The sequence below is a fragment of the Stenotrophomonas sp. JAG2 genome (assembly GCF_041080745.1).
GTDB classification, from domain to species: domain Bacteria; phylum Pseudomonadota; class Gammaproteobacteria; order Xanthomonadales; family Xanthomonadaceae; genus Stenotrophomonas; species Stenotrophomonas maltophilia_AA.
The window spans coordinates 14,740-32,637 of record NZ_JBEUMH010000021.1 but is presented as its reverse complement, the minus strand read 5'-3'; the positions used below and the strand labels follow the sequence as shown (position 1 = coordinate 32,637).

Sequence of the window (17,898 nt, the reverse complement as noted above, 5' to 3'; positions counted from 1 at the left end):
CTGGCCGGCTCCCATGGCACTGTCATCGTGCGGAGCCGGCCAGCGGCCGGCACGACCATTGAAACTGTCATCGTGCGGAGCCGGCCAGCGGCCGGCACCACCGTTTCATCGGCCTATCGCCGGTTTCGTCGCAAACCCGTTGCAGCGCGCGCACGCCGCGCGCGATGGTGGTCTGCGGGCGGCAGGGTGCCGCCAACGGAGACCGACGATGAAGACCCTGTTCGCCCTGGGCGTGTGGTGCCTGCTGTTCGTGCTGTGCTGGCCGCTGGCGATCCTGGCCCTGGTGGCGTGGCCGTTCGTGTGGCTGATCAGCCTGCCGTTCCGCCTGGTGGGCATCACCTTTTCGGCACTGTTTGCCTTCCTGGGCGCGCTGTTGATGCTGCCGGCGCGGGTCCTGGGCGGCGGCCGCGTCGCGACGGCCTGAGACACCCCGGGGAGCGGGGGTAGTGCCGGCCGGTGGCCGGCTGCTCTTTCTGTCCGGATTACGTGGAGCCGGCCAGCGGCCGGCACTACCCATGGCGCGGATCCGGCCAGCGGCCGGCACTACCCGGCGGCAGCGGTCTACCTCACCGACCGCCCATAAAAAAACCCCGCCGAGGCGGGGTTTTTCGTTACGCCACCAACAGGGCTCAGTTGGCCTTGTGGATCGCGCGCTTGCTCACGGCCATCGCGGCGTCATGCACCACTTCGGACAGCGACGGGTGGGCGTGGCAGATGCGCGCCAGGTCGTCGGCCGAACCGCTGAACTCCATGGTCAGCACGCCTTCGTGCACCAGCTCGGAGACGTTCGCGCCGACCAGGTGCATGCCCAGGATGCGGTCGGTCTCGGCATGCGCCAGGACCTTCACGAAGCCGGTCGGCTCGATCATCGCCACGGCACGGCCGTTGGCGGCGAACGGGAAGCTGCCCGCCTTGTACGGGATGCCTTCGTCCTTGAGCTGCTGCTCGGTCTTGCCGACCCAGGCCAGCTCCGGCTCGGTGTAGATCACCCACGGGATGGTGTCGAAGTTGACGTGGCCCGGCAGGCCCGCGATCAGCTCGGCCACGGCGATGCCTTCCTCGAAGCCCTTGTGTGCCAGCATCGGGCCGCGCACGCAGTCACCGACCGCCCAGACGCCATTGACGCCGGTGTGGCAGTGCGCGTCCACTTCGATCTGGCCACGCTCGTTGATCTTGACGCCGGTGCCTTCGGCCAGCAGGCCCTTGGTGGCGGCGCGACGGCCGACGGCCACCAGCAGCTTGTCCACGATCAGGCTCTTCTCGCCTTCACCATCGGTGTAGGTCAGGGCGACTTCCTTCTTCTTGCCCTTGCCGGTCACGTCGGCCTTGGAGACCTTGGCGCCCAGGCGGATGTCCAGGCCCTGCTTCTTGAATTCCTTCAAGGCGGTCTTGGCCACTTCGGCATCGGCCGCGGCCAGGAAGTCCGGCAGCGCTTCCAGGATGGTCACTTCCGAACCGAGGCGCTTCCAGACGCTGCCCAGTTCCAGGCCGATCACGCCGGCACCGATCACGGCCAGGCGAGCGGGGACTTCGGTGAAGTCCAGGCCGCCGACGTTGTCGACGATGGTCTCGCCGTCGAACTTGGCGAACGGCAGTTCGATCGAATCCGAACCGGCGGCGATGATGACGTTGGTGCCCTTCAGCTCGACTTCCGAGCCGTCGTGCTGCTTCACCTTGACGATGTTGCCCGGCTGCAGTTCACCGAAACCGTAGTACGCGGTGACCTTGTTCGCCTTGAACAGCATGGCGATGCCGCCGGTGAACTGCTTGACGATCTTGTCCTTGCGGCCAACCATCGCCTCGACGTCCATCTTGGCGTCCTTGAAGCTGATGCCGTGGTCGCCAAAGATGTGGCCCATGTTCCAGAACTGGCGCGAGGAATCCAGCAGCGCCTTGGACGGGATGCAGCCCACGCGCAGGCAGGTGCCGCCCAGGGCCGGCTTGCCGTCCTTGCCCAGCGCAGCGTCGATGCAGGCGGTCTTCAGACCCAGCTGCGCGGCGCGGATGGCGGCATGGTAGCCGGCCGGACCGGCACCGATGACGACGACGTCGAATTGTTCAGCCATTGATAGTTCCTTGTTTCTTTACCAGAACCCCTCCGCGCAGGCGCGGAGGGGTGGGAGGTCTTACAGGCCGAACAGCATGCGGCCCGGGTTTTCCAGCTGGTTCTTGATGTCCACCAGGAACTGGACCGAATCCTTGCCGTCGATGATGCGGTGATCGTAGGACAGCGCCAGGTACATCATCGGCGCGATCACGACCTGGCCGTTCTGGGCGATCGGACGTTCCTTGATGGCGTGCATGCCCAGGATGGCGCTCTGCGGCGGGTTGATGATCGGGGTCGAGAGCAGCGAGCCGAAGGTGCCGCCGTTGGTCACGGTGAAGGTGCCGCCCTGGAGTTCTTCCAGGCTCAGCTTGCCGTCACGGGCCTTCTTGGCGTAGTCGGCGATGGTCTTTTCGATGTCGGCGAACGACATGCGCTCGACGTTGCGCAGCACCGGGGTCACCAGACCCTTCTCGGTCGACACGGCGATCGAGATGTCCGAGTAGCCGTGATAGATGATGTCGTCACCATCGATCGAGGCATTGACCAGCGGGAAGCGCTGCAGCGCATTGGCGGCGGCCTTCACGAAGAAGCTCATGAAGCCCAGCTTGATGCCGTGGGCCTTGACGAACTCGTCCTGCAGATCCTTGCGCGCGGCCGAGACCTTGGACAGGTCGACCTCGTTGAAGGTGGTCAGCATCGCGGTGCCGTTCTTGGACTGCATCAGGCGCTCGGCGATGCGCTTGCGGATGCGGGTCATCGGCACGCGTTCTTCCGGACGTGCGCCACCGGACTTGCCGGCGCCACCGTTGCGGGCGAAGTTGACGATGTCTTCCTTGGTCACCGCGCCGCGACGGCCGGTGCCGTCCACGTCGGCCGGGTTCACGCCTTCGGTGATCGCGGTGAAGCGCGCGCCGGGGGGCAGGGAGTCGGCGCCGGACTTGGCAGCCGGGGCCGGCGCTGCGGCAGCTGCCGGAGCGGCGGCCTTGGCCGGGGCGGCCTCGGCCTTCTTCTCTTCAGCAGCCGGCGCCGGAGCATCGGCCACGGCGCCTTCTTCGATGATGGCCACGATCTGGCTGGAGGTCACGGTGGCGCCCACCTCGAACTTGATCTCCTTCAGCACGCCATCGACCGGCGACGGCACTTCCAGGACGACCTTGTCGGTTTCCAGATCAAGCAGGTTTTCATCGCGCTTGACGGCATCGCCGACCTTCTTGTGCCAGGTGGCGATGGTGCCGTCGGCGACGGATTCGGGCAGTACCGGGGCTTTGACTTCGGTGGCCATGCGGGAGCTTCCTGGTTTGTCTTTTCTAGAATGAGGGGGAGAGTTATTCAGCGACCGAGTCGTTGAACGGGTTGACCAGGGCATCGGCGATCAGCTTCTGCTGTTCGATGATGTGGTCAGCCATGTGTCCAGCGGCCGGCGATGCCGAACGGGCGCGACCTGCGTAATGGATGCTCTGGCCATCGGCCAGGCAGGCCTGCAGGTGGTGGCGGATCTGGTACCAGGCACCCTGGTTCTGCGGTTCTTCCTGACACCACACCACATCGGCCGCCTTGCCGTATTTCTTCAGCTCGGCCGCCAGCGCCACGCGCGGGAACGGATACAGCTGTTCGACGCGGATGATGGCGACATCGTCCTGGCCACGCTTGGTCTGGTCTTCCAGCAGGTCGTAGTAGACCTTGCCCGAACACAGCACCACGCGCTTGACCTTCTTGGCGTCTGCCTTGGCATCGCCGATCAGGTGCTGGAACTCGCCGTTGGCCAGTTCGTCCAGGGTCGACACGGCCAGCTTGTGGCGCAGCAGCGACTTGGGCGACATCACGATCAGCGGCTTGCGGGTGGTCATGCGCATCTGGCGACGCAGCATGTGGTACGCCTGCGCCGGGGTCGACGGCACGCACACCAGCATGTTCTCCAGCGCGCACAGCTGCAGGAAACGCTCCAGACGCGCGGAGCTGTGCTCCGGGCCCTGGCCTTCGTAACCATGCGGCAGCAGCAGGGTCAGGCCGGTGATGCGGCCCCACTTGGCTTCGCCGGCAGCGATGAACTGATCGATCACGACCTGGGCGCCGTTGGCGAAATCGCCGAACTGGCCTTCCCAGATGCACAGGGTGTTCGGATCGGTGGTGGAGAAGCCGTACTCATAGGCCATCACCGCTTCTTCGCTGAGCAGCGAATCGATGATGGTGGCCTGTTCCGGCGACTCGACCAGCTGACGCAGCGGCAGGTAGTAGTTGTCGGTCTTCTGGTCGTGCAGGATCGCGTGGCGGTGGGTGAACGTACCGCGGCCCACGTCCTGGCCGACCAGGCGCAGGTTGTTGCCTTCGTCGAGGATCGTGGCGTAGGCCAGGTTCTCGGCAAAGCCCCAGTCGCCCGGGATCTCACCGGCGGCCATCTTGCGGCGGTCGTCGTAGACCTTGGCCACGCGCGAATGAAGTTCTACGCCTTCCGGCACGGTGTTGATCATCTGCGCCAGCTGCTTGACCTTCTCCATGCCCACCGCGGTGGTGATGGCATCGGAGAGCTTGCCGTTGAGCAGCTTGGGCCAGTCGACGTACATCTTGCTGGTGGCCGGGGTCTTTTCGACCTGGGCCAGCTCGGTGGTGACTTCACCGGCATCGAGCTTGTTGCGGTACGCATCGACCAGCGCCTTGCCACCACCAGCTTCGATCACGCCGGCAGCTTCCAGCGACGCGGCGTACAGCTCGCGGGTGGTCTGGTGCTTGCGGATCACCTGGTACATCAGCGGCTGGGTGATCGCCGGTTCGTCGGCCTCGTTGTGGCCCCAGCGGCGGTAGCACATCAGATCGATGACCACGTCCTTGCTGAACTTCTGGCGGAACTCGAAGGCCAGCTTGGCGGCGAACACGACCGCTTCGGGATCATCGCCGTTCACGTGCAGCACGGGCGCGGCGATCATCTTGGCCACGTCGGTGCAGTACAGCGTGGAACGGGAGTCTTCCGGGTTGGAGGTGGTGAAGCCGACCTGGTTGTTGACCACGATGTGCACCGTGCCGCCGACGGCGAAGCCGCGGGCCTGGGACATCTGGAACAGCTCCATCACCACGCCCTGACCGGCGAAGGCCGCGTCGCCGTGGATCAGGATCGGCATGACCTGCTTGCGGGCGGTGTCGCCACGGCGTTCCTGGCGCGAACGGACGCTGCCGGCCACGACCGGGTCGGCGATTTCCAGGTGCGACGGGTTGAACGCCAGTGCCAGGTGGACGGCACCACCTGCGGTGGCGACGTCGGCCGAGAAGCCCATGTGGTACTTCACGTCGCCGGCCGAGGCGTGGTCGTCGTGCTCGAACTTGCCTTCGAACTCGTCGAACAGCTTGCGCGGGCTCTTGCCGAGGGTGTTGACCAGCACGTTCAGGCGGCCGCGGTGGGCCATGCCGATCACCACGTCCTTGACGCCATCCTTGCCGGCGTCACGGATGATGGTGTCCATCATCGGGATCAGCGAATCGCCGCCTTCCAGCGAGAAGCGCTTCTGGCCGACGTACTTGGTGTGCAGGTAGCGTTCCAGACCCTCGGCAGCCGTCAGGCGCTCCAGGGTGCGGCGCTGGGTCTCTGCGTCCAGGTTGTAGTTGCCACCGGCCATTTCCAGGCGCTGGTACAGCCACTGGCGCTGCTCGACCTCGGAGATGTGCATGAATTCCGCACCGATCGAGCCGGTGTAGGTCTTCTTCAGGCGCTCCAGCAGGTCGCGCAGTTTCATGCGCGGCTGGCCGGCGACACCGCCGGTGCTGAACTCACTGCCCAGGTCGCTTTCCGACAGGCTGTGGAACGGCAGGCCCAGATCCGGCGGATTGGTCGGCGCGGTCAGGCTCAGCGGGTCCAGGCGGGCACCGAGGTGGCCACGCGAACGGTAAGCGGTGATCAGGCGGCCGACATTGCGCTCGCGCTCGTCGCCGGCACCGGCGGCGGTGCCGCTGTTGACGGCCTTCTTGGCGGCGTCGGCAATGTGGGCGATGACGGCCGAGTGCGGAATATCACCGGCTTCGCGGCCCTGGAAGCCGTCGAAGTAGGTCTTCCATTTGGGATCGACACTGTCCGGAGAAACGAGGTACTGCTCGTACAGATCCTCGATATAGGAGGCGTTGCCGCCGGCGAGCTGCGAAGATTGCGCAAACTGCTTCAGTTGATTGTCCACGATGGAGAGTCGGATTCGCTTGTGGGGTAAGGCTTCGATGATCCGGCAGGGAAAAGTGAATAGCCCTGCGCGGGCGGTATCTAACACCCCAAATTGTACCCCCATCGAGACAGGAAGGGGCACCGTACGGTCCAGTGCGGGGACCGCGGTGTCATTCCCAGACAGGTTCGGGAGCGTGGGGTGAGCTACAGGCCCAGCGCGCGAAGTTCGCTGCAATCACGCGAACGTTCCCATACGCGCTGGAAACCTTCCTGCAACGGTCGCGAACGTGCCTGCCGGGACAACCCGGCTTCGCCATCGAAGCGGTGGCCGCTCAGACGAAAGTAGTAGTCGCCGGCATCGTTGAGCAGACAGGCCGATGCGGTGGCACGGTCGATCGGGTCACTGACCTCGCGCACGCGGAAGACGCTCGGCAGGCGCTGGAGCAGGCCCAGCACGGGCGAGCCGGCCTGGCGGATGGCGGCGCTGTCGTGGACGATCAGCCACGCCTGTTTGTCATGGCGGGCGGTGGCGTAGCGGCGCAGGGCTTCGAGCACCGGCGGCGCATCGAGCAGGCCGGGGTCGAGCTGGCGGCTGTGGATCCAGAGCTGGCGGCGGGCGCGGTGGACCAGTGCGGTGGTGATCGCCACCGCCTCGTCGGCCCGTGCGATCGCGACCGGCCCGGACAGGGCCAGCCGCATGTGCTGGTGGGCGATGCCGGCCTCTTCGAACACCTCGCCGTCGGGCAGGAAACCCTGCCGGGTGTAGAACACACGGGCCGGCAGCTGCGCGTGCAGCGCGACCTCCCGCCAGCGCCGGGCCCGGGCCTGGTCGACCAGGGCCAGCAGCAGGGCTTCACCGAGGCCCTTGCCGCGCCAGGCTGCCAGCACCGCCATGCGCCCGATCCGCCCATCCGGGGTGAGCCGGCCGGCGCCGATCGGGGAGCCGCCGGCGTCGCGGGCCAGGACGTGCACGCTCAGCGGGTCCAGCGCGTCGATCTCCAGCTCGGCGGGAACCTGCTGCTCGTCGACGAACACGGCGGACCGCACCCGGTGCAGCGCTTCGTGCTGCGCCGGGTAGTCGACCACGTCAACGTGAAAGCCGGAGGCGGTCATGGCGGGCAGGGCGCTCAGCCGCGCGGGGGCGCGTCCTTGCCGTCGGGTTCGTCGCTGTCGTCGAAATCGATGACGACTTCGATGCCGTCGTCATGGATGGTGACTTCGTGCACGTCGGCCTCGACGGCCTCGTCATCGACGACGTCGACCGCGTCGGTGCCATCGACGATGTCGTACTCGGCGACGTAGTCGTCTTCGTCCTCGAACCCGGCGTCATCGACCAGCTGGTAGAAGCCGCCGGCGACCAGCGCCTGCACGGCGTCACGGCCCTTGGCCGAGAGCTTCTGGTAAAGCGCCGCGCCGACCTGCTCGGCCCCGGCCAGCACCTGGGCGTCCTTGACCGGCAGGGCGAAATCCAGGCCGCTGCAGTACAGGCTGGCGCCCCGCTTGGCCCGGCGCCAGGCCAGGCGCGCCCACGGGTGACGCTGCAGTTCCACGCCGGCGCCGAGGGCGGCTTCGATCTCTTCGCGCGGCAGCGGTTCGCCATGCGCCATCACTTCCCCGGCGGCGCGGTAGGTGGTGATGAAACGGCCGAACCAGTCACCGAGCTTGTCCGGGTCGTTCATGCGGATCGCATTGAGCGCCTCGACCACGCGGTTCATAGAGACCACGTCGATTTCGTTCGGATCTTCCGGGACCTTCAGGTCCGGATCCTGATAGCGGATGGACTCGTCGGCGCCTTCGATCAGGGTATCGAGGTAGTCGCTGATCAGTTCGGCCGAGGCCGGGGCGCGCATGCCGAAGGAGAAGGTCAGGCAGGGGTCTTCGGCGACGCCGTTGTGCGGCACGTTCGGCGGCAGGTACAGCATGTCGCCCGGGGCCAGCACCCAGTCGTGGGTCGGCTTGAAGCGGCGCAGCAGCTTGAGTTCGACGTCGTCGCGGAAGTCCAGCGGCGGGCGCTTGCCCTTGATGGATTCGCTGGCGTCGATCTGCCAGCGGCGGTGGCCGTAAGCCTGCAGGAGGAAGACGTCGTACTGGTCGACGTGGGCGCCGACCGAACCGCCGGTGGCGGCGAAGCTGATCATCACGTCATCCATGCGCCAGCGCGGCAGGAAGTCGAAATGGCTGATCAGGGCGCGCACGTCGGCGTCCCACTTGTCCACGTCCTGGACCAGCAGGGTCCAGTCGTGATCGGGCATGCCCGGGAACTCTTCTTCCTGGAACGGGCCGGTACGCACGCTCCAGCCATCGGTGGCGCGATCGTGCGTGATCAGGCGCGACAGCGCGCCTTCCTCGCAGGCCAGGCCGGCGAGGTCTTCGGGCTGGACCGGCGTTTCGAAATCGGGGAAAGCGCCGCGGATGAGCAGCGGGCGCTTCTGCCAGTAATCGCGCAGGAAGGTGGCGGCGGGCATGCCCAGCGGCAGGCCGGGGCGGGCCTGGACTTCGATGGCGGGAGTTTTGATCTTGCGTGCGGCCATGGGGGAGATCCTTGCAGCGTGTAGACGGGAATTCGGGGGCGCGGCGGTGCCGCGCCCGGGCCCTCAGATCGCCCTGGCCAGATCCGCAGCCAGGCCGATGTAGCCGCCCGGGGTCAGGGCGCGCAGGCTCTGCTTGGCGTCGGCCGGCAGGTCCAGGGATTCGACGAAGGCCTGCATCGATTCGGTGGTGATGCCCTGGCCGCGGGTGAGGGCCTTGAGCTGTTCGTAGGGATTGGGCAGGCCGTGGCGGCGCATGACGGTCTGCACGGCTTCGGCCAGCACTTCCCAGGAGGCGTCGAGGTCGGCGTCCAGGCGCTCCGGGTTCACGGTCAGCTTGCCCAGGCCCTTGGCCAGCGAATCCAGGGCGACCTGGGTGTGGCCGAAGGCGGTGCCGACCGCGCGCAGCACGGTGGAGTCGGTCAGGTCGCGCTGCCAGCGGCTGATCGGCAGCTTGCCGCTGAAGTGCTCGAACAGGGCGTTGGCGATGCCGAAGTTGCCTTCGGCATTCTCGAAGTCGATCGGGTTGACCTTGTGCGGCATGGTCGAGGAGCCGACTTCGCCTTCCTTGAGCTTCTGCTTGAAGTAGCCCAGCGAGATGTAGCCCCAGACGTCACGGGCCAGGTCGATCAGGATGATGTTGGCGCGACGGGCGGCATCGCCGATTTCGGCGACGTTGTCGTGCGGTTCGATCTGGGTGGTGTACGGGTTGAACACCAGGCCGAGGCTTTCCACGAAGCGCTGGGCGAAGGCCGGCCAGTCCACGTCCGGGTAGGCGATCACGTGGGCGTTGTAGTTGCCCACCGCGCCATTGATCTTGCCGGTCAGCTCGACCGCGGCGATCTGGCGGCGCTGGCGCTCCAGGCGGGCGACGACGTTGGCGACTTCCTTGCCCAGGGTGGTCGGCGAGGCGGTCTGGCCGTGGGTGCGCGACAGCATCGGCTGGGCAGCCTGGGCGTGGGCGAGGGTACGCAGCACGTCGGCGATGTTGTCCAGCGACGGCAGCAGCACCTCGCGGCGGGCCTGCTCGAGCATGAGGCCGTAGCTGAGGTTGTTGATGTCTTCGCTGGTGCAGGCGAAATGCACGAACTCCAGCGCCGGGCCCAGCTCCGCATCGGCGGTGAGCTGTTCCTTGATGAAGTACTCCACGGCCTTGACGTCGTGGTTGGTGGTGCGCTCGATCTCCTTCACCCGCGCGGCGTGGGCCGGGGCGAAGTCATCGGCCAGGGCGCGCAGGCGCGCGGTGGCGGCGGCCGAGAACGGCGCCAGTTCGACGATGCCCGGCTCGTTGGCCAGTGCCAGCAGCCATTCCACTTCCACCTTCACGCGGGCCTTGATCAGGCCGTATTCGGAGAAGATCGGACGCAGGGCGTCGACCTTGCCGGCGTAGCGGCCATCGAGCGGGGACAGGGCGAGCAGGGCGAATTCGGACATGGCAGGGCGCAGGTCGTTGGCAGCGGGGGCCGTCATTCTACGCTGCCCCGGCGTCCTCGGCCTGTGCCATGCGCACCGTCACCGCCTGGATCCGGTGCCCGGCCATGCGCTTGATGGTGAACAGGTGCCCGTCGATCTCCAGCTGCTCGCCCTCCTCGGGCAGGCGCTGGAGCTGGTGCACGATCAGCCCGCCGACCGAATTGAGGTGGTCCGGCGCGCTCAGGTCATGCCCCAGCAGGCGCTCCAGCCGGAAGATCGAGGTCGAACCGGCCACCAGCAGGGTACCGTCCGCGCCGCGGGTCGGGGCGTCCTTGACGATATGCGGGTGCTCGTCCTCGATATCGCCGACCACCACTTCCAGCAGGTCTTCCAGGGTGAAGTAGCCCAGGATGCGGCCGTGCTCTTCCACGCACAGGGCGAGATGGGTGGTGCCGGTGCGGAACCGCTCCAGCACCAGCGGCACCGGGGTTTCCAGCGCGATCAGGTTGGCCGGGCGCAGCAGCGGGCGCAGGTCATCGGTCGGGTTGCCGCGGGCGATTTCCACCAGCAGGTCCTTCATGTGCAGGATGCCCAGCACTTCCTCGCCGTCGCGGTCGAACCAGGGGTAGCGGCTGTAGCGGCTCTCGGCGAACTCGGCCATGACGTCGGCCAGGCTCATCCCCTCGCGGAACGCGCGCATATGGTCGCGCGAGCGCATCAGGTCGCCGGCCACCAGCTCGGGCAGTTCCAGCGCGTGGCTCATCAGGGTGAGGTCCTGGTCCTGCGCGGTGCCGGTGGGCTGCTGGCGGCCCACGATGAGCTTGAGCTCCTCGCGCGAGTAGCGGTGCGAGGTGTGCTCCACATCGCCCCAGCCGGCGAGCCGCAACAGGGCGTTGGCGCTGTTGTTGAGCAGCCAGATCGCCGGGTACATCGCCCAGTAGAACAGGTACAGCGGCGCGGCCGTCCACAGCGACATCGCTTCCGGGCGGCGGATCGCCATCGATTTCGGTGCCAGTTCGCCGAGCACGATGTGCAGGAACGAGATGATGCTGAAAGCGATGATGAAGGCGGTCAGGCGCGAGGCTTCCGGGGTCAGCCCCAGCGTATCGAACAGCGGTTGCAGCAGATGCGCGAAGGCCGGTTCGCCGACCCAGCCCAGGCCCAGCGAGGACAGGGTGATGCCCAGCTGGCAGGCCGAGAGATACGCATCCAGGTGCGCGTGCACGTTGAGCAGGAGGCGGCCTCGCCAGCCGTTGTTTTCGGCCAGGCCGACGGCCTGGGTGTGGCGCAGCTTGACCAGGGCGAACTCGGCGGCCACGAAGAAACCGTTGAGCACCACCAGCAGCAGGGCCAGTACGAGGAGCAGGAGGTTGCCGATCATCCGAGGCCCCGCAGCGGTGCTGCCAGAGGCGGAACGGCACCCGCGGTCACCAGGGCGGTGAGGGCGGTCATCGGTGCGTGCGCGGCGGCACGCCCGGTACTACTGTCGGGATCGTCACCCATGGGGGCGGCAGGCTGTCTGAATGGAAACGACTTCCGAGTCTAGCCGATCCATCGCGGCCTTGGGTTTCAACGGCGCTTGGGAGTATCGTGATGCGAGCCGCCAGCCAGGGAATCGGGCCCGTTGCCAGCCGCAGGTTCCCTTTCATCCACGAAAGATGTGCGGAGTTGAAGCAATGAGCAAGGGTTTCAGGATTGAACACGACAGCATGGGCGAACTGCAGGTGCCCGCCGATGCGTTGTGGGGCGCGCAGACCCAGCGCGCCGTCGATAATTTCCCGGTGTCGGGCCAGCGCATGCCCCGTGGTTTCATCCGCGCGCTCGGCCTGGTCAAGGGCGCTGCCGCGAACGTCAACGTCGAGCTGGGCCATCTGCCGCGCAACATCGGCAAGGCCATCGAGGCCGCTGCGGCCGAAGTCGCCGACGGCCGCCACGATGCGCATTTCCCGATCGACGTCTACCAGACCGGTTCGGGCACCTCCTCGAACATGAACGCCAACGAGGTCATCGCCACGCTGGCCAACCGCGCCGGCAAGGCTGGCAAGACCGCGGTGCATCCCAACGATCACGTCAACCAGGGGCAGAGCTCCAACGATGTGATCCCGACCGCGCTGCGCGTTTCCGCGCTGCTCGGCGTGCATGAGCAGCTGCTGCCCTCGCTGGTGCATCTGCGCAAGACCATCGACAAGCGCGGCCGCGCGCTGCGCAAGGTGGTCAAGACCGGCCGCACCCACCTGATGGATGCGATGCCGCTGACCTTCGAACAGGAATTCGGTGCCTGGTCGGCGCAGTTGTCTTCGGCCCAGGATCGCATCGAGGACAGCCTCAAGCGGCTGCGTCGCCTGCCGCTGGGTGGCACGGCGATCGGCACCGGCATCAATGCCGACCCGCGCTTCGGCGCGCAGGTGGCCAAGCAGCTCAAGCAGCAGACCGGCATCAAGTTCGACAGCGCCGAGAACAAGTTCGAAGGCCTGGCTGCGCAGGACGATGCGGTCGAACTGTCCGGCCAGCTCAACGCCCTGGCCGTGGCGCTGATCAAGATCGCCAACGACCTGCGCTGGATGAATGCCGGTCCGCTGGCCGGGCTGGGCGAGATCGAACTGCCGGCGCTGCAGCCGGGCAGCTCGATCATGCCGGGCAAGGTCAACCCGGTGATTCCCGAAGCCACCGTGATGGTCTGCGCCCAGGTGATCGGCCACCACACCGCGATCACCGTGGCCGGACAGACCGGCAACTTCCAGTTGAACGTGACCCTGCCGTTGATCGCCGCGAACCTGCTGGACGGGATCAACCTGCTCGCCAACATCACCCGCCTGCTCGCCGATACCGCGATTGCCGGGCTGAAGGTGCGCGAGGATCGCGTCCGCGAGGCACTGGATCGCAACCCGATCCTGGTCACCGCCTTGAACCCGATCATCGGCTACGAGAAGGCCGCCGCGATCGCCAAGCGCGCCTACAAGGAGCAGCGTCCGGTGCTGGATGTGGCCAAGGAAGACAGCGGGCTGTCGGAGGCCGAGCTGCGCCGGCTGCTCGATCCGGCCGCGCTGACCGCCGGTGGCATTCATGCCGGTGGGGGTGGGGGCGGTTGAGCGCACGCGGTTGCTGAAATGAAAAACGGGCCGAAAGGCCCGTTTTTTTGGTGCGGAGCCGGCCAGCGGCCGGCACGACCCTGAGCCGGCGACACTTAGTGGCGGTCGGCCTGCAGATTGCCGAAGGTCTCGGTATACGCCTTGAACTCCGGGATTTTCGCGGTCAGGTCCGGCGGGATCGGCTGCATGCCCTCGGGCACCTGGATCTTCACCGAGCGCTTGGCCGGGTCCGGCGGGGCATCGGTCAGGGTGTTCTGGCGCAGCACCTGCAGCTGGCCGAACATGCCCTGCAGCATCGCCTGCTGCTCCTCGTTGAGCGGGATTTCGATCTCATCGATCTTCATGTGCCCGTTGGGCAGGATGATGATGTTCGGCGCGGGCGCGCGGCGCACGGTGACCATGCCGTCGCTGACGGTGATCTTCGGCTTGCTGCGCTCGGCGCGGTGATTGCGGTATTCCTGGTCGCAACCGGTGGCGACCAGGCAGAACAGGGCGAACAGCAACAGACTCAGCTTCTTCATGAGCAGGCAACGCATGCGGCGGGAACGGAGAGTGTAGTCCTCCGGCGCCGGGAAGGGCCTGCCTGCGACGCATCGTCGCAGGCAGTGGCCGGTTTACTTGCCGCAGTCGTCGATGTCGCTCTGGTCCATGGTCGCGTAGGGCTGGAAGGCCGGCAGCGCGGCCGCCAGCGCCTGCTGCCTGGCCATCATCGCCGGCAACAGGCCGCACAGCTTCTGGGCCTGGTCCTCGATCTTCTTGGCCTCTTCATTCACCCGCGCTTCGATGCCCTGGGTGTCGCCGGAGAACATGCCCTTGATCGCTTCACCGGCGGCTTTCACGCCGAGATTGGCACCGGCCACGCCGATCTCCATGCCGGCACTGGCCAGCGATTCGACCTGCTTGCGGTAGTCCAGCAGCAGTGCACGCTGCCGGGCGTCCACGGCGACCGCCTTGCCATCGATGAGCAGGTCACCCTGCGGGCTGATCTCGGCCTTCGGGGATTTCCCGTTGGAGATGGAGATGTTGCCCTGGGTGATTTCCTTGCGGGCCTTGTCGGTGGCCTCCTGCACGGTCTTGCCGATGCCATCGGTATCCAGCGCGCTGGTCGCGGGGGCGGATGCGCTCTGGTCGGCGGGCGCTTTGCCCTTGCCGCTGTCAGGGGCGTTGCAGGCAGCGATCGGCAGGCACAACAGCAGGGCAGGCAGCAGCAGTCGAGTCGTCATGATGCGTATCCGTAAGAGGAGATGAGAGGCTTACTTGCCGCGCGGCAGTTCAACCCGGCCGCGCACGTTGCTGTGGCGGATGTCGCCGCTGCCGCTGTTGGCCACGCGCAGGTCGCCGCCGACGTCGCGCGCGGTCACATCGCCGGAACCGTGGCGGTCCACGGTGACGCTGCCACCGATGTCGCGCAGTTCGGTATCGCCGGAGCCCACGGTGCCGACCCGTACGTTGCCCTTGGCCTGGCGCACAGTGGTGTCACCCGAGCCGACCACGCCGATCTCGACGTTGCCGCCGACCGTATCGAGTTCGAAGTCGCCGGAGCCGATCGTGCCGACCTTGGCATCGCCGCGGACGTTGCGCGCCGTGAAGTCACCCGAGCCGACCGAGAGCAGGTTCAGTGCACCGGCACCGTCGAGGACGACATCGCCCGAGCCGACCGCCGCGGTCACCAGACCCTTGATGTTCTCGAGCTTGATATCGCCGGAGCCGACGTCGGCGCTGAGCGAATGCGCGCCGGTGACGCTGGCGTCGCCCGAGCCGACCTTGAGCTGGACCAGGATCGTGTCCGGCACGGTGCCGCGCATGTCCAGGTAGGCATAGCTGTTGCCGCTCATGGAGAGGCTGCGGCCTTCGCGCTGCAGGCGGACGACGAGCTTGTCGCCGACCTTCTGCTGGGTCACGGTCAGCTCGCGCAGCCAGTCGGCGTTGGAGGCGCAGGCGCGCCCCCCGAGCTGGGCCGCGCCCGGGCCGGCCTGAAGCACCAGATCGTGCTGGTTCACTTCGAACACCACCGCCTTGGCACCGGCCAGGTCGAGCTTGAGGTCACGTGCTTCGTTGAACTTGCACTGCGGTTCATCGGCGAGCGCGGTCAGCGGCAGCAACAACAGGGAAGCAACAGCGAGCTTGCGGATCATGGGTGGGTCCTCGATGAAGGGCAGGGATCAGATTTCGCCGGCGCGGCGGCGCAGGCGGATGGCCAGGAACAGGAACACCACACCGAAGGCGGCACCGATCCACAGTTCCGGCATGGCGAAGGCGCCCAGCTGGTGGCTCGGGCCCAGTTCGTTGACCAGGTTGTCCATGTTGCCGTTGCCGCTGAACAGCGCGTCGCCACGGTAGAACTGGTCGGTCGCGGGAACCGCGCTGAGCAGCAGGCGGCCGACGATGTGCTTCCAGAACCAGCCACCGGTCAGGTCGAACAGGGTCATCACCTTGGTGGTGCTGACGATGATGCCGGCGAACAGCGGCAGCATCACCGCCCACAGGAACGGCTTGGTCTTGGCCCAGGCCGAGCACAGCAGCAGCCAGCCCACGGTCGGCAACGCCCACAGCAGGTAGACCGGGATCCAGGACAGGTGGCCGGCGATGATGGTCAGCGGGCTGGCCGGACCCCAGATCAGCACCATCGGGTCACCGCCGTGGGCGATCACCACGATCGAGATCATCACCAGGAAGCCGAGCATGGTCAGGGCCGAGGCGACCACCGCGATGAGCGGGGCGATCAGCAGCGCGCTCAGTGCCTTGGACAGCACCGTGGACGTATCCGACAGCGGCAGCGACTTCCAGAACAGGATGCTGCGGTCGCGACGGTCGTCGTACAGGGCACCCAGGCAGTAGAAGAACACCACGAAGGCGAGCACGATCAGCGGCCAGCCCGAGCTCAGGATCAGGGTCAGGTCCAGGCCATTGGCCAGGTCATGCAGGTTTTTGGCATCCAGCTTGCTGGTCAGCAGGCTCAGGTCCAGGCCGTTGATGCTGACGTTCTCGTCGTTGAGATGGAGGCCGCCGCTCTTGACCGCGCGGTGCATGGCGACCAGGCCGAACACGATGCCGAGCAGGCTCATCACCAGCGAGATGCCACCGGCGATCACCGGCGCATACAGGAAGCCGCCGCGGTTTTCCCAGTACTCACGCTTGAGCAGCCACTTGAACGCACTGGCCTTGCTGATGGGATGGTTGACGGTGTTCATGCGTAGGTTCCCTTCATGATGGCCACGAACAGATCCGCCAGCCCCGGGCTGCGGATTTCCCCCAAGGGGGTGAGCTGGGCGCGTGGCACCCCGTCGAACAGCAGGACGGTCTTGCCGAAGGGCAGGGCGCGTTCGTCGATCGGCTTGAGCGCGCGCGCGGCCTCCACGGCGTCGGCCGAGACCAGTACTTCGGTGTAGCGCTCGCCGATGTCTTCCATGTCGGTGGTGAGGACGATGCGGCCATCGCGGATGAACATCACATCGGTGAGGATGTGTTCGATCTCTTCCACCTGGTGGGTGGTGACGATGATGGTCTTCTGCTCGTCGAAGTAGTCTTCCAGCAGGCGCTGGTAGAACTCCTTGCGGTACAGGATGTCCAGGCCGAGCGTGGGCTCGTCCAGCACCAGCACCTTGGCATCGATCGCCATCACCAGCGCCAGGTGCAGCTGCACGATCATGCCCTTGGACAGTTCACGCACGCGCTGCTTCGGATGCAGCTTGGTGGAGGCCAGGAAACGCTCGCAGCGGGCCCGGTCGAAGCGCGGATGGGTGCCGGCGACGAAATCGATCGCCTCGCGCACCTTCATCCAGCGTGGCAGCACCGCCACGTCGGCGATGAAGCACACATCGTTCATCAGCGCGTTGCGCTGCTCGGCCGGGTCCAGCCCGAGCACGCGCAGCTCGCCTTCCACCGCGGTCAGGCCGAGCAGGGCCTTGAGCAGGGTGGTCTTGCCGGCACCGTTGGGACCGATCAGGCCGGTGATGCGGCCGGGGGCGATCGTGAAGCTGGTGTTGTCCAGCGCCACGGTCTGTTTGTAGGCCTTGCGCAGGCCTCGAGCGGAAATGACGACATCACTTGCAACGGCATTCATGAGGATTTCCCCTGGGGCAGCAATTCGTCGAGGTTCAGGCCCAGGCGCTGGATGCGTTCCAGGACCAGCGGCCATTCTTCATTGAGGAACCGGTCGCGCTCGCTGCTGCGCAGCTGCGTGGCCGCTTCTTCGGTCATGAACATGCCCAGGCCGCGGCGCTTCTCGACCAGGCCTTCATCGGCCAGTTCCTGGTAGGCGCGCGAAACGGTGATGGGGTTGAGCTGGTACTCGGCGGCTACCTGCCGGACCGAAGGCAGGGCGTCGCCGGGTTTGATGATGCCGTCAAGCATCATGGCGATCACGCGCTCCTTCAGCTGGCGGTAGATCGGAGCACCATCGCTCCATTGAATATCGCTCATGGTCAGCTCCGTGGGTTCAGCGACTGCGCGAATGAGAAGTAAGGCATGGACAGGGAGCTGTGCAGCCGGCGGGGGGGCGTGGGGGCGCCGTCGGCGTTCCCTGCCTCGATGACGCCTGCGTCCTGCGGGCCTTCAAACACATTGGCGCTGGCGGCATCGCCAGCGTCACCGGAGGGGGTGCCGAACCAGCCGAGCAACAGCAGCGCCGAGGCGGCGATGACGGCTTTGGCGGAGTGGTGGTGGCGCATGCGGGTCATGGGC

At 66.6% G+C, this 17,898-nt stretch carries 16 protein-coding genes; 2 read left to right on the top strand and 14 right to left on the bottom strand.

Features of this window, described 5'->3' with window-relative positions:
• Positions 1–208 precede the first annotated feature (208 nt).
• Complete coding sequence (locus AB9O74_RS18235; protein ID WP_369350139.1) at positions 209–424, top strand: hypothetical protein; 216 nt, start codon at positions 209–211, stop codon at positions 422–424.
• 205 nt (positions 425–629) lie between these two features.
• Here the strand turns inward: AB9O74_RS18235 and lpdA are convergent, their stop codons facing one another.
• The 7 genes from lpdA to AB9O74_RS18200 form a co-directional block, all read right to left on the bottom strand.
• On the bottom strand, positions 630–2,066 hold the full coding sequence (lpdA, locus tag AB9O74_RS18230) for a dihydrolipoyl dehydrogenase (protein WP_354273467.1): 1,437 nt from the start codon (positions 2,064–2,066) through the stop codon (positions 630–632).
• Between the two features lie 60 nt (positions 2,067–2,126).
• A complete protein-coding gene (sucB, locus tag AB9O74_RS18225) occupies positions 2,127–3,329 on the bottom strand; it encodes a dihydrolipoyllysine-residue succinyltransferase (protein ID WP_176989489.1) in 1,203 nt (400 codons plus the stop codon).
• 43 nt (positions 3,330–3,372) lie between these two features.
• Positions 3,373–6,204 carry a 2-oxoglutarate dehydrogenase E1 component gene (locus tag AB9O74_RS18220; RefSeq protein WP_176989490.1) on the bottom strand — a complete coding sequence of 944 codons (2,832 nt, stop codon included), beginning with the start codon at positions 6,202–6,204 and terminating at the stop codon, positions 3,373–3,375.
• 185 nt (positions 6,205–6,389) lie between these two features.
• Positions 6,390–7,298 (bottom strand): GNAT family N-acetyltransferase, encoded by a 909-nt coding sequence (locus AB9O74_RS18215; RefSeq protein ID WP_369350138.1) that lies wholly within the window; start codon positions 7,296–7,298, stop codon positions 6,390–6,392.
• 14 nt (positions 7,299–7,312) lie between these two features.
• Positions 7,313–8,716 (bottom strand): cupin domain-containing protein, encoded by a 1,404-nt coding sequence (locus AB9O74_RS18210; RefSeq protein WP_354273463.1) that lies wholly within the window; start codon positions 8,714–8,716, stop codon positions 7,313–7,315.
• Between the two features lie 63 nt (positions 8,717–8,779).
• Positions 8,780–10,147, bottom strand: a complete 1,368-nt coding sequence (gene purB, locus AB9O74_RS18205; RefSeq protein WP_369350141.1) for an adenylosuccinate lyase — start codon at positions 10,145–10,147, stop codon at positions 8,780–8,782.
• 37 nt (positions 10,148–10,184) lie between these two features.
• Complete coding sequence (locus tag AB9O74_RS18200) at positions 10,185–11,507, bottom strand: hemolysin family protein (protein WP_369350137.1); 1,323 nt, start codon at positions 11,505–11,507, stop codon at positions 10,185–10,187.
• A gap of 295 nt (positions 11,508–11,802) precedes the next feature.
• Here AB9O74_RS18200 and AB9O74_RS18195 point away from each other — a divergent pair, with 295 nt between their 5' ends.
• Positions 11,803–13,215: an aspartate ammonia-lyase gene (locus AB9O74_RS18195; protein WP_176989494.1), complete on the top strand. Its 1,413-nt coding sequence runs from the start codon at positions 11,803–11,805 to the stop codon at positions 13,213–13,215.
• Between the two features lie 95 nt (positions 13,216–13,310).
• Here the strand turns inward: AB9O74_RS18195 and AB9O74_RS18190 are convergent, their stop codons facing one another.
• From AB9O74_RS18190 to AB9O74_RS18160, 7 genes are all read right to left on the bottom strand, one after another.
• Positions 13,311–13,736, bottom strand: coding sequence for a hypothetical protein (locus tag AB9O74_RS18190; RefSeq protein ID WP_176989495.1), 426 nt, complete (start codon positions 13,734–13,736; stop codon positions 13,311–13,313).
• Positions 13,737–13,829: 93 nt separating this feature from the next.
• A complete protein-coding gene (locus AB9O74_RS18185; RefSeq protein ID WP_369350136.1) occupies positions 13,830–14,438 on the bottom strand; it encodes a DUF2884 family protein in 609 nt (202 codons plus the stop codon).
• A gap of 30 nt (positions 14,439–14,468) precedes the next feature.
• The gene (locus tag AB9O74_RS18180) at positions 14,469–15,350 is read right to left on the bottom strand and encodes a hypothetical protein (protein ID WP_179458543.1); all 882 of its coding nucleotides are present in this window, start codon (positions 15,348–15,350) and stop codon (positions 14,469–14,471) included.
• A 27-nt stretch (positions 15,351–15,377) separates the two neighbouring features.
• Positions 15,378–16,406, bottom strand: a complete 1,029-nt coding sequence (locus AB9O74_RS18175) for a hypothetical protein (RefSeq protein WP_346479813.1) — start codon at positions 16,404–16,406, stop codon at positions 15,378–15,380.
• Complete coding sequence (locus AB9O74_RS18170; RefSeq protein WP_346479814.1) at positions 16,403–17,278, bottom strand: ABC transporter ATP-binding protein; 876 nt, start codon at positions 17,276–17,278, stop codon at positions 16,403–16,405. The genes AB9O74_RS18175 and AB9O74_RS18170 overlap by 4 nt, the downstream gene beginning before the upstream one ends.
• Positions 17,275–17,637, bottom strand: a complete 363-nt coding sequence (locus AB9O74_RS18165; protein WP_019185943.1) for a GntR family transcriptional regulator — start codon at positions 17,635–17,637, stop codon at positions 17,275–17,277. Before AB9O74_RS18165 ends, AB9O74_RS18170 begins: the two co-directional genes overlap by 4 nt.
• Before the next feature lie 2 nt (positions 17,638–17,639).
• Entirely contained in the window at positions 17,640–17,894 is a 255-nt protein-coding gene (locus AB9O74_RS18160; RefSeq protein WP_176989500.1) for a hypothetical protein, read from the bottom strand.
• Positions 17,895–17,898 lie beyond the last annotated feature (4 nt).